Source organism: Streptomyces sp. NPDC048481, assembly GCF_043200075.1.
GTDB lineage: Bacteria > Actinomycetota > Actinomycetes > Streptomycetales > Streptomycetaceae > Streptomyces.
The window spans coordinates 74,237-85,796 of record NZ_JBICXC010000009.1; the positions used below are offsets into that span (position 1 = coordinate 74,237).

The following is an 11,560-nucleotide window of genomic DNA, read 5'->3' on the forward strand; positions in this document are numbered from 1 at the left end:
CTTGAGTAGGCCCGGCTGCGGATCCTTGCGAGAGGGCGGCGGCCGGCTGCGTCGCGTCTTCTTCCTGCACGGTTCCCGACCGGCAGGACATTGTCCATCCTCCGCCCAGGGTCCGTCCCCCGGTCGGACGTTGCCGGGGAGAGCCCGGACGGCGCCGGTCAGGACCGGCTGCCCTGCTCCCCCACGAGCGTGCCGATCTTCTCACCCTTGACCGCGCGGGCGATATTGCCCTCGGCCAGAAGCTCGAAGACGAGGATCGGCAGCTTGTTGTCGCGGCACAGCGTGATCGCGGTCATGTCGGCGACCTTGAGGTCGCGGGTGATGACCTCGCCGTAGCCGAGGGCGTCGAACTTGACGGCCCCCGGGTTGGTCTTCGGGTCGGAGTCGTAGACGCCGTCCACGCCGTTCTTGCCCATGAGCAGCGCCTCGGCGTCGATCTCCAGCGCACGCTGGGCGGCGGTGGTGTCGGTGGAGAAGTACGGCATGCCCATTCCGGCGCCGAAGATGACCACGCGGCCCTTCTCCAGGTGCCGCACGGCCCGCAGCGGGATGTACGGCTCGGCGACCTGGCCCATGGTGATGGCGGTCTGCACGCGGCTGTCGATGCCCTCCTTCTCCAGGAAGTCCTGGAGGGCGAGGCAGTTCATGACCGTGCCGAGCATGCCCATGTAGTCCGAGCGGGCCCGGTCCATGCCGCGCACCTGGAGCTCGGCGCCGCGGAAGAAGTTGCCGCCGCCGATGACGACCGCGATCTCGGCGCCGTCACGGACCACGGCCGCGATCTCCCGGGCGATCTTGTGCACCACGTCGGGGTCCACGCCCAGGCCTCCGCCGCCGGAGAATGCCTCACCGGACAGCTTCAGCAGAAACCGGCCGCGTAGTTTGCCGTCGTCGTTCTTCTGGGCCTTGGTGGTCATGGGAGATCCCGCCTCTTTCACGTGGTGCACATACGAAGAAGGCCACTGCCGGTGGGGGGTCGTGGGCAACCCGTGCGCGGCAATGGCCTCCTCGTCAGATCTGCTGTCGTCCGTCACGCGTGCGCGTGACGGCGTACCGGACGACTGCTTCCGACCCTATCGGGCCGACGCGTCGCTCGCGGTACGGACTCAGATGCCGACCTTGATGCGCGTGAAGCGCTTCAGGGTGACACCGGCCTCGTCCAGGACCTTCTGGACGGACTTCTTGTTGTCCAGGGCGTACGGCTGACCGAGCAGCGTGGCGTCCTTGAAGAAGCCGTTGAGGCGCCCCTCGACGATCTTCGGCAGGGCGGCCTCGGGCTTGCCCTCGGCGCGGGTGGTCTCCTCGGCGACGCGGCGCTCGGACTCGACGACCTCGGCCGGCACGTCCTCCTTGGAGAGGTACTTCGGCGCGAAGGCGGCGATGTGCTGGGCGACGCCCTTGGCGATCTCGGCGTTGGGCTTGTCGAGCTCGACCAGGACACCGATCTGCGGGGGCAGGTCGGGCATCGTGCGGTGCATGTAGGCGGTGACGTAGCCGTCGGCGAACTGCGCGAAGCGGTCCAGCACGATCTTCTCGCCGAGGTTGGCGTTGGCCTCGTCCACGAACGCCTGGACGGTCTTGCCGGGCTCGATCTCGGACGCGAGCAGCGCCTCGATGTCGGCCGGGGCGGTCTTGGCGACGTGCTCGGCGATCGCGGTGGCGACGGCCTGGAACTTGTCGCCCTTGGCGACGAAGTCCGTCTCGCACTTCAGCTCGACGAGGACGCCGGAGGAGTTGTCGTCGGCGATGATCGAGACCACGGCGCCGTTCTCGGCGGAGCGGCCCTCGCGCTTGGCGACGCCCTTCTGGCCCTTGATGCGGAGCGCCTCGACGGCCTTGTCGACGTTGCCCTCGGCCTCGTCCAGCGCCTTCTTGCAGTCCATCATGCCGGCGCCGGTGAGCTCACGGAGCTTCTTGACGTCAGCGGCGGTGTAGTTCGCCATGATCTGTGAATCTCTCTCGGAGTTCGAAGTCTCGAAGATCTACGAAGATCTGGGGGCTGTGGGTGAACGGCGGGCGGCGCACTCGGCGCCCCCCGCCGTCACTTCGTCCCTGGGCCGTGCGGGCGCGACGGCGACCGCACGGCTCACGGCCTGGATCAGGCCTGCTCGCCCTCGGCGGCCGGAGCGGCCTCGGCGGCGGGAGCCTCGGCCGGGGCCTCGGTCTCGGCGGCCGGAGCCTCGGCGGCGGGGGCCTCGGCAGCGGCCTCGGCGGGCTTCTCGGCGGCGTCCGCGTTGTCGGCGTCGGCCTTCTTCTCGCCCTCGAGGAGGTCGCGCTCCCACTCGGCCAGCGGCTCACTCGCGGCCTTCTCGCCCTTGTCGCCGGTGGCGACGCCGGAACGGGAGATGAGGCCCTCGGCGACGGCGTCGGCGATCACGCGGGTGAGCAGGGTGACGGAGCGGATCGCGTCGTCGTTGCCCGGGATCTTGTAGTCGACCTCGTCGGGGTCGCAGTTGGTGTCGAGGATGGCGACGACCGGGATGTTGAGCTTCCGGGCCTCGCCGACCGCGATGTGCTCCTTCTTGGTGTCCACGATCCAGACGGCGCTGGGCACCTTGGACATCTCGCGGATACCACCGAGGGTCTTCTCGAGCTTGGCCTTCTCACGCGAGAGGACCAGGAGCTCCTTCTTCGTCAGACCCGAGGCGGCGACGTCCTCGAAGTCGATGAGCTCGAGCTCCTTGAGGCGCTGGAGGCGCTTGTAGACGGTCGAGAAGTTGGTGAGCATGCCGCCCAGCCAGCGCTGGTTGACGTAGGGCATGCCGACGCGGGTGGCCTGCTCGGCGATGGCCTCCTGCGCCTGCTTCTTCGTGCCGACGAACATGACCGTGCCGCCGTGGGCGACGGTCTCCTTGACGAACTCGTAGGCGCGGTCGATGTACGACAGCGACTGGAGCAGGTCGATGATGTAGATGCCGTTGCGCTCGGTGAAGATGAAGCGCTTCATCTTCGGGTTCCAGCGACGGGTCTGGTGACCGAAGTGGACGCCGCTTTCCAGCAGCTCCCGCATCGTGACGACGGCCATGGCCGTTCTCCTCGTTTTTCTCGGTTGTGCCGCGAGTGCCGGACGGCTCCCGCGCCTGACGCCCGCGATGCGCCGAGCCACTGAGGACCGAGGGGCGCGAGTACCGGAAGACCGGCCGGAGCCGGCCCCCGTTACCGGGGCGTGCGAAGTCGACCCGGTGACCCGGATCGCCAGAAGAAGTGTACGGGACCCGGGGGGCACCGGGTGACGCCGCTGTCCACAACCGGGCAGCGGTCCACAGGTCCGGGCGGCGCCGGGCGGGATGCGCGACGGTTCCCGCATGCACGTGAAGCGACTTCTGCGCGGCCTGGCGCCGCTGCTGATCCTGTCGGTGCCGGCGGCTCCGGGCCGGGCGACCCCGCCGCCACCGCCCCACGCCTCCGCACCCCCGCCCGCCTCCCCCTTCCCCATCCACCCCCCAACCCCTTCGCCCGTCCCGCCCGCCTCACCGGCCCCACGACCCCCGTCGACCCCGGCCACACCCCTTCCATCGGCCACACCCACTCCACCGGCCACGCCGGCCACACCGGTCCCTCAGGCCCCGACCGCTCCGGCCACCCCAGCAGGACCAGCGGCCTCTTCAGCCCCGGATGCCCCGGGCAGCCCGGACGCCCCGGGCCCGGACGTCGTGACCGTCCCGGCGGTGGCCCGGCTCTGGCCGGTGGGCTCGCGCCCGCGGGTGGTGCGCGGCTGGGAGCCGCCGACGACGCCGTACGCCCGCGGTCACCGCGGGGTCGACCTGGCGGCGCCGCCGGGGACCCCTGTGCGGGCGGTGGCCGCCGGCCGGGTGTCCTTCGCGGGACGGGTGGCGGGCAGGGGTGTCGTCGCGGTGGAGCTCGCGGACACGGGCGCGCCGCCGCTGCGGACGACGTACGAGCCGGTGGCCGCGTCGGTGCACGCGGGAGACCGGGTGGCCGCGGGCCAGGTCGTCGGCGCGGTCGAACCGGCGGGCTCGCACTGCTCCGACGGCTGCCTGCACTGGGGCCTGCTGAGAGGCGAGACCTACCTGGACCCGCTGTCCCTCCTGCCGCCCTGGCTGAGGCGCGGCCTCCCGGCCCGCCTCCTCCCGGTCCTCGGCGTCCCCCTGCCCTGAGCCCGGCACCGCCGCCCTCGGCGTCCCCTTCCAAGAGCACCGCCGCCCGGCCTGCGGCACCTGCCGCGCGGACCGGGAGCCCGCCCCTGCCGCCTCTGGCCGCGGGCACCTGCCGCTTGGGGGCGAGCCCTCGCCCCCCCGCCTGCGCCTGCGGACCTGGCGGGACGGCGCGCCTTCCTCCTGCTGCCCCTGACGCGAGCCGCTGCCGGCAGCGGAGCACCAGGTCCGGCGTCGCCGCCACCCCACGGCCCCTTGCCATGGGCGGCGCACCGACCACCTCCTCCAGCCTGCGGGCGGCGGGCGGAGGGCGGCGGGGCGTGCGAGCCCGGCCTCGCCGTCTCCGGCCACGGGCATCTGTCGCTTGGGACGCGAGCCCGACTCTGCGGCGTGCCCGGCGGCCTGCTCCGACCACTGGGGCCGGGACGCCTGCCATGGACCGCCTGCCGGAGACTCAGGGGCCACGGGCAGGGGGCCAGGCTCGGTCGGACGGGGTTTCAGCCGCTGACTCCGTGCAGGGCCATCGCCACCGCCGCGTCGGTGATCGCCTCGGGTTCTTCGGCGGCCCCGAGTTCGATGCGCCGAACCGCCGCGTCGACGACGCCCTGGAGGAGCATGGCCGTCAGCCGGGGCTGGGTGTGGCCCAGGTCGGCCAGCGCCTCCCCGATCATCGCCACGAGGGCGCCGTGCGCCGCGCGGATCTTCTCCCGGGCGCCCGCGTCCAGTTCGCTCGCCGAGATGGCCACGACGGCCCGGTGCCGCCGGTCCCCGACCAGCGCGAGCTGACCGCGGACGTAGGCCTCGACCTTGGCCTGCGCGCCGTCGGCCGCGGCCATCGCCGCCTCGACCTCCGCCGTCCACACGGGGAAGTCGACCGCGCACAGCTCCTCGACCACGGCGGCCCGCGACCGGAAGTACTCGTACACCGACGAGCGCGCGAGGCCCGTCCGCTCGGCGAGGGCCGGGAAGGTCAGCGCCTCCGTCCCGCCCTCGGACAACAGGGTGCGCGCCGCGTCCAGGAGGGCTGCACGCTGCATCGACCGGTGCTCGGCCACGGAGGCCGCTCGAATCCTTGGCACGGCGTCCACTTTACGGACGCGTCGCCCCCGACAGGAGTGACGCCGACGAGGTCCGTGTCGTCCGCGCAGGTCAGCGACCGAAGCTCGCCAGTTTCGCGCGCAACTGGAGCACGGACTTGGTGTGGATCTGGCTGACTCTGCTCTCGGTCACGCCCAGCACGTTGCCGATCTCGGCGAGCGTCAGGCCCTCGTAGTAGTACAGCGTGACGACCGTCTTCTCCCGGTCGGGCAGCGTGTTGATCGCCCGGGCCAGGAACCTCCGCAGCTCGCGGTCCTCGGCCACCTCCACCGGGTTGTCGGCGGCGGTGTCCTCCAGCGTGTCCATGAAGCTGAGGCCGTCGCCGTCGTCGCCTCCGACGTGCAGCAGCTCCTCCAGCGCCACCACGTTGGCCAGCGACAACTGGCTGAAGACGGCGTGCAGTTCCTCGACGGCGATGCCCAGCTCCGCGGCCACCTCGTACTCGGTGGGCGTCCGCCGCAGCCGGGCCTCCAGCGTCGCGTAGGCCCGCTCCACGTTGCGGGCCTTCTGCCGCACCGACCTCGGGATCCAGTCCAGCGCCCGCAGTTCGTCGATCATCGCGCCCCGGATCCGGGTGATCGCGTACGTCTCGAACTTGATCTCCCGGTCGACGTCGAACTTCTCGATCGCGTCGATCAGACCGAAGACGCCCGAGGAGACGAAGTCGGCCTGTTCCACGTTGGGCGGCAGACCGACGCTCACCCGTCCCGCCACGTACTTCACCAGCGGCGAGTAGTGCAGGATCAGCTGTTCGCGCAGCCGCTCGTCGCCTGTCGCCTTGTACGACCGCCACAGCTCGTCGAGCGTCGAGGGAGCGGGCGGCCGCACGCTGCCACCGTCACGGGCGGCTGGGGGGATCGCCGCCCGGTCGGACCCGGAGGTGTGCTGGGGCATTCGTCGCCTTGTGCCGTTCTGCCGTGAAGTGCGTGAGGTCGGTACCGCGTGGTGCAGTGGTCCGGTCTGTGCCGGAATCCACGTGAGCGTAGCGTGACTGAGGTGTCGCGGTGAGCGAAGGGCATGCCCGGACCGGTACGCAGATACGTTCCGCTGAACGCTCTCCGGAGTCACGGCGGTCGCTGCGGGTGACGGTGGTGCGGGTCAACTGCCTGAATTCTCAAGGCTTTCGACGTTCCCCCGGACGGCCGAACCCCCCGGGTCAACATCGTGGCCGGCCTCCTCGAACGGAGACCATCGCCTGGCGTGTCAACTTCCAGCAGTCGCCGTGTCGTTCGACGTAGCCGAGCGCGCGGAGCTCGTACAGCCGGGCGATCGCGTCGTCAGGTGTGGTGCCCGCCTCCCGGGCGACCTCGTGCGGGGCGGCGGGCCGCCGGGCGGGGAGGGCGGCCAGGACCTGGCGGGCACCCGGCTCCAGCAGGTCGCGCGGCAGCTGCGGCCCGCGCCGCTCCGGGGCCAGCTCCCCCATGTCCCCGACGAGTTCGACGACCTCCGCCGCGTCGGTGACCAGCACTGCCTCGCCCCGCAGCAGTTCGTGCACCCCGGCGGACAGCCCGCTGGTGGCGGGCCCGGGCACGCCCATGGTGTGCCGGCCCAGCCGTTGCGCCGCCCTCGCGGTGACCAGTGAGCCGCTGCGGTAGGCGGCCTCGACGACGACCGTGCCCCGGGTGAGCGCGGCGATCACCCGGTTGCGCTGGATGAATCTGGTGGGCGTGGGGTGGTCGCCCGGCGGCAACTCGCCCACCACCAGACCCTGTTGCGCGATCCTGCCGATCAACTCCGTGTGGCCGCTCGGGTAGGGCCGGTCGACCCCGCAGGCCAGGACGGCGACCGTCGCGCCGCCCGCGCCGAGGGCGCCCCGGTGGGCGGCGCCGTCGACCCCGTAGGCCCCGCCGGACACGACCACCCACCCTCGTTCGGCGAGGCCGCAGGCCAGCGTGGCGGCCATGTGGGCGCCGTATCCGGTGCAGGCGCGGGCCCCGACCACGGCGACCGACCGCAGCGCCCACATGCGCAGGCTGGGCCGCCCGCGCACCCACAGCCCGAGCGGCCTGGAGTCCCCGAGTTCGTCCAGCGTGCCCGGCCACTCGGCGTCGCCGGGGCAGACGTAGCGCACCCCCGCTTCCCGGGCGACGGCGAGATCGCGCCGGGGGTCGGCCTGCTCGGCCCGCGCGAGCAGCCCGGCCCAGCGTCGGGCGGTCACCCCGGGCAGCGGCTCCCCGTCCCCGCGCAGCCGGCGCACCACTTCCCGCACGCCCCGTTCGCGCACCCACTGACCGCTCACCTCGTCCCCGGGCTCGACGACCCTCCCGAGGAAGACCCGGGCGAGCCGCTCCTCGTCCGGAGGTCCGACGTCCGGACGATCACCGTCCCGCGGACGGTGGGCCGGAGATCCGTGGTCCGGAGAACCGTGGGCCGCAGAGGTCCGGGCCGGAGAACCGTGGGCCGGAGGGTCGTAGGTCGAGGGGTGGTCGGGCCGGGGGCTGTCGTCCTGGGGGCCGCCGGGCGTCATGTCGGTGCTCCCAGGGCCATGGGGACTCCGCGGGGCACCCCTGTGCGCAGTTGCAGGGCGAGGGCCACGTCCATCGCGTCCGGCCGGTCGTGGCCGACGAGGTCGGCGACGGTCCAGGCGACACGCAGCACCCGGTCGAGGCCGCGCGCCGTCAGCACCCCGCGCTCCAGGTTGCGTTCCGCCTCGTCCATGGCTCCCGCCGCGGCGTGCCAGCGGTTGCGCAGTTCACGGCCCGGCACTTCGCTGTTGGTCCGCCACGGCGTCCCCGCGAGCCGGGCCGACGCCCGCTCGCGGGCGGCCCTAACCCGGTCGGCGACGGTCCGGGTGGACTCGCCGCCCGGCCCCCGGTGGGCCAGCTCGGCACGGCCGACCGGGTCGACCTCGACGCGCAGGTCGACCCGGTCGAGCAGCGGGCCGGACAGGCGGGCCTGGTAGCGGCGGATCGCGGAGGGCGAGCACTCGCACAGGGTGTCGCGCTGCGAGAAGCGGCCGCACGGGCACGGGTTGGCGGCGAGGACCATCAGGAACCGTGCCGGGAAGCGCACCACGCCCGCGCTGCGCGCGATCACGACGTGGCCCGCCTCCAGCGGCTGACGCAGGGCGTCGAGGGCGTGGCTGCCGAATTCCGGTGTCTCGTCGAGGAAGAGCACCCCTCGGTGGGCCAGCGACACGGCGCCGGGCCGGGCGACTCCGGGGCCGCCCCCGACCAGCGACTGCATCGTGGCCGAGTGGTGCGGCGCGCAGTAAGGGGGCACGTCGATGAGGGGCTTGCCCGGTGGCAGCAGCCCGGCCACCGAGTGCACGGCCGTGACCTCCAGGGACTCCTGCCTGCCGAGCCGGGGCAGCACCGCCGGCAGGCGTTCCGCGAGCATCGTCTTGCCGGCTCCCGGGGGCCCTTCCAGGAAGAGGTGGTGGCCGCCGGCCGCGGCGACCTCGACGGCGGTGCGCGCCGAGCGCTGCCCGACCACGTCCGCGAGGTCGTGCCCCTGGTCCTGCTGGGCGGCGCCCATGCTGTGCATGCCGGTGGCCGCGCCGGTGCCGGGCATCCGCAGTCCGGCCAGGAGCGGGTCGGGGCGGCCCGCCTCGTCGGGCTCCTCCTCGGGCACCGGCTCGTCGGCGAGGACGGCGATCAGCTGGCGCAGGCTGCGCACGCCGAGCACGGAGACGCCCGGCACCAGGGAGGCCTCGGCGGCGGCGCATTCGGGCACGACCACCTGTTCGTATCCGGCGTCGGCAGCGGCGAGCACCGCGGGGAGGATGCCGCGGACCGGGCGCACCCGGCCGTCCAGGCCCAGTTCCCCGATCATCACGATGTCGGCGAGCACCCTGGGGTCGATGCGTTCGGCCGCGCCGAGCACGGCGCAGGCGACGGCGAGGTCGAACCCCGACCCTCCTTTGGGGACGGAGGCCGGGCTGAGCCCGACCGTGAGCTTCTTCTGCGGCCACTCGGCGCCGGAGTTCACGACCGCCGCCCGTACCCGGTCCCGGCTCTCGCTCAGGCTCTTGTCGGGCAGCCCCACCAGGGTGAACGCCGCCACTCCGGGCTCCAGGTCGGCCTGGACCTCGACGACGACTCCCTCGACGCCGACCAGCGCCACCGAGCACGTACGCGCGAATCCCATCTCAGGCCACCCCCCGCGCGTGCTCGACGACGGGCGCTCCGCGGCGGGGCAGGACCACGCCGACGAGGTCGATGCGGACGCCGCCCGGCGGGGCTCCCCCGTGCGCCTGGATCCATCGCGCGGCGAGTGCGAGGAGCCGTTGTGCCTTCTGCGGCGTCACCGCGGCCATCGGGTGCTGGAACGCGCCGCCCCTGCGGGTCTTCACCTCGCAGACGACCAGGACGTCGCCGTCGCGGGCGACGATGTCGATCTCGCCGGTCCTGCCGCAGCGCCAGTTGCGCTCCAGGACCGTCATGCCGGCCTCGGCGAGCCGCCGTGCGGCCAGGTCCTCGCCGTACCTGCCGAGTGCTCCGCGGGCCAGATCCGTGTTCGTGCTCATGTGGGCACCACCTCCGGCACCCACGCTCACGCATCCGCCGCCCCGGAAAGGATCTTGGTGGACAACCCGGAGGCTGTGGAAAACCCCGTCACCCGCACGGGCGGCGCTCCGGGGCGGTGCGCGGGACTCAGCTGCTCGGAAGCTCCAGGTCGCTCTTGTTCAGCTCCTCGATGTTCACGTCCTTGAACGTGAGCACCCGTACCTGCTTCACGAACCGGGCCGGCCGGTACATGTCCCACACCCAGGCGTCGGCCATCGACACCTCGAAGAACACCTCGCCCTGGACCGAGTGCACCTGCATCTCGTAGTCGTTGGTGAGGTAGAAGCGCCGCTCGGTCTCGATCACGTATTTGAACAGACCGACGACATCGCGGTACTCCCGGTAGAGCTTCAGCTCCATCTCGGTCTCGTACTTCTCGAGGTCCTCGGCGCTCATGGCATGTTCCCCTTCAGCCGTGCGATCTCCCCATTGTGCGCCAGTCCCGCGCGCCCCTAGACGATTTCCGTGTCCAGGGTCACGGGCCCGGCGGGGAGACCGTCGTCGAGCAGCGTGCGCAGCAGCTCGGCGAGTCTGGTCGGATACACCGTCTCATGTGCCCGGGCCAGTTCCCGACACGTCCACCAACGCGATCCGGCGACGCTGCGGCGCTCCAGCTCGGTCAGGGCCGTCGCCCCGGTCGCCGTGCCCGTCGTCCGGGCCAGGAAGTACCACTCGTCCTGGTCCCAGCGACGGCCGGCGAAGGGGAACGAGCACATGCGCCGCCACAGCACCGGGCCCAGCTCGACCTCGGTGATGCCGGTCTCCTCGGCGAGTTCGCGCAGGGCGGCCTCCGCGCGGGTCTCGTCGCCCTCGACACCGCCGCCGGGCGTGAACCACCAGTCGTCGGAGGGGTCGTCCGGCTCGTGGCCGTGCAGCAGCAGGATGCGGTCCTGCGGGTCGAGGAGCACGACCCGGGCGACCTTGCGCAGCCCGTCCCCGGCGGGGGCGGCGTCGGCCGGCCCGTCCGCCGTCTCAGCGGGCACCGGCGGCCTCCGGCCCGGCGCGGCGGCCCGAGGTCCGCTTGGCGATCGGGCCGTACGCGCCGCCGCCGAGCACCAGGACCGCCCCAGCGACGATCAGCCAGCCGATCGTGCCCAGCGGGCCGGGCTGGGAGAGCGCGCCGAGGGTCTCGAAGCCGGTGGGGCGCTTCAGCATGCCGTTCATCGGCCAGACGACGGCGTCGACGCGGGCCTTGACGGCGGTGCGCGCGACGGTTCCCTGGGCCGCGTCGGTGAGGTGGGCGGTGGAGTCCAGGGAGCCCTCGCGCTCGTCGCCGAGCAGGAACAGCCGGCCGTCCGGGACCTTCACGGTCGGGATGTTCTTGTTCTCGGCCAGGCTGCCGGCGGGAAGATACGGTTCTTCGATCTGCTTGCCGTTGACGGTCAGCTTGCCGTCGGTGCAGCAGGAGACCGTGTCGCCGCCGACGGCGACCACCCGCTTGACCACGGGCGCGTCGCTGACCCAGGTCTTGTCGGTGAAGACCACCACGTCCCCGCGGCGCACCTCGCCGCCGTCGACCCGCTCGGCCAGCACCCGGTCGCCGGCGGCGATCGTCGGGCTCATGGAGCTGGTGGGCACGGTGTACGGCCGGTAGACCAGGGCGCCCCAGCCGAATCCGCCGAGGAACAGCACGAGGCCCAGCGCGACGGCCAGACCGGACAGACGCTGTCCGGTCCGGCTGCCCACCGGGCCACTGCTGGTGCCGCCGCTGTGCGGGGCCGTACGTGTAGTGCTCTCGCCACCCATGGATCCGCACCCTACCCGGCGGTACCGAGCCGGGTCAGCCCTTCACCAGGGTCTTCCCCGGCCTCGTCCACAAGCTTGGGAAAGGGTTTGCAC

General features: G+C 72.7%; 12 protein-coding genes. 1 reads left to right on the top strand and 11 read right to left on the bottom strand.

Annotated elements, in window-relative coordinates; all coding sequences use genetic code 11:
* Positions 1–158: 158 nt before the first annotated feature.
* From pyrH to rpsB, 3 genes are all read right to left on the bottom strand, one after another.
* Positions 159–917 carry a UMP kinase gene (gene pyrH / locus ACGFSH_RS25190; protein WP_393352440.1) on the bottom strand — a complete coding sequence of 253 codons (759 nt, stop codon included), beginning with the start codon at positions 915–917 and terminating at the stop codon, positions 159–161.
* Between the two features lie 189 nt (positions 918–1,106).
* On the bottom strand, positions 1,107–1,943 hold the full coding sequence (tsf, locus tag ACGFSH_RS25195) for a translation elongation factor Ts (protein ID WP_393352443.1): 837 nt from the start codon (positions 1,941–1,943) through the stop codon (positions 1,107–1,109).
* 155 nt (positions 1,944–2,098) lie between these two features.
* The gene (gene rpsB, locus ACGFSH_RS25200) at positions 2,099–3,025 is read right to left on the bottom strand and encodes a 30S ribosomal protein S2 (RefSeq protein WP_393352446.1); all 927 of its coding nucleotides are present in this window, start codon (positions 3,023–3,025) and stop codon (positions 2,099–2,101) included.
* 628 nt (positions 3,026–3,653) lie between these two features.
* Here rpsB and ACGFSH_RS25205 point away from each other — a divergent pair.
* On the top strand, positions 3,654–4,118 hold the full coding sequence (locus ACGFSH_RS25205; RefSeq protein WP_393352449.1) for a M23 family metallopeptidase: 465 nt from the start codon (positions 3,654–3,656) through the stop codon (positions 4,116–4,118).
* 494 nt (positions 4,119–4,612) lie between these two features.
* Here the strand turns inward: ACGFSH_RS25205 and ACGFSH_RS25210 are convergent, their stop codons facing one another.
* The 8 genes from ACGFSH_RS25210 to lepB all read right to left on the bottom strand — a co-directional run bounded on the left by ACGFSH_RS25210 (position 4,613) and on the right by lepB (position 11,467).
* Positions 4,613–5,170, bottom strand: coding sequence for a TetR/AcrR family transcriptional regulator (locus ACGFSH_RS25210; protein WP_393352841.1), 558 nt, complete (start codon positions 5,168–5,170; stop codon positions 4,613–4,615).
* A 94-nt stretch (positions 5,171–5,264) separates the two neighbouring features.
* The gene (gene whiG / locus ACGFSH_RS25215; RefSeq protein WP_329414086.1) at positions 5,265–6,107 is read right to left on the bottom strand and encodes an RNA polymerase sigma factor WhiG; all 843 of its coding nucleotides are present in this window, start codon (positions 6,105–6,107) and stop codon (positions 5,265–5,267) included.
* 262 nt (positions 6,108–6,369) lie between these two features.
* Positions 6,370–7,680 (bottom strand): DNA-processing protein DprA, encoded by a 1,311-nt coding sequence (gene dprA, locus ACGFSH_RS25220; protein WP_393352452.1) that lies wholly within the window; start codon positions 7,678–7,680, stop codon positions 6,370–6,372.
* Positions 7,677–9,302 (bottom strand): YifB family Mg chelatase-like AAA ATPase, encoded by a 1,626-nt coding sequence (locus ACGFSH_RS25225; RefSeq protein WP_393352454.1) that lies wholly within the window; start codon positions 9,300–9,302, stop codon positions 7,677–7,679. Before ACGFSH_RS25225 ends, dprA begins: the two co-directional genes overlap by 4 nt.
* A 1-nt stretch (position 9,303) precedes the next feature.
* Positions 9,304–9,681 carry a YraN family protein gene (locus tag ACGFSH_RS25230; RefSeq protein WP_393352457.1) on the bottom strand — a complete coding sequence of 126 codons (378 nt, stop codon included), beginning with the start codon at positions 9,679–9,681 and terminating at the stop codon, positions 9,304–9,306.
* Positions 9,682–9,808: 127 nt separating this feature from the next.
* A complete protein-coding gene (locus ACGFSH_RS25235; protein ID WP_055510545.1) occupies positions 9,809–10,117 on the bottom strand; it encodes a DUF2469 domain-containing protein in 309 nt (102 codons plus the stop codon).
* A 56-nt stretch (positions 10,118–10,173) separates the two neighbouring features.
* Positions 10,174–10,704: an NUDIX hydrolase gene (locus ACGFSH_RS25240; protein WP_393352460.1), complete on the bottom strand. Its 531-nt coding sequence runs from the start codon at positions 10,702–10,704 to the stop codon at positions 10,174–10,176.
* Complete coding sequence (lepB, locus tag ACGFSH_RS25245) at positions 10,694–11,467, bottom strand: signal peptidase I (protein WP_393352463.1); 774 nt, start codon at positions 11,465–11,467, stop codon at positions 10,694–10,696. The genes ACGFSH_RS25240 and lepB overlap by 11 nt, the downstream gene beginning before the upstream one ends.
* Positions 11,468–11,560 lie beyond the last annotated feature (93 nt).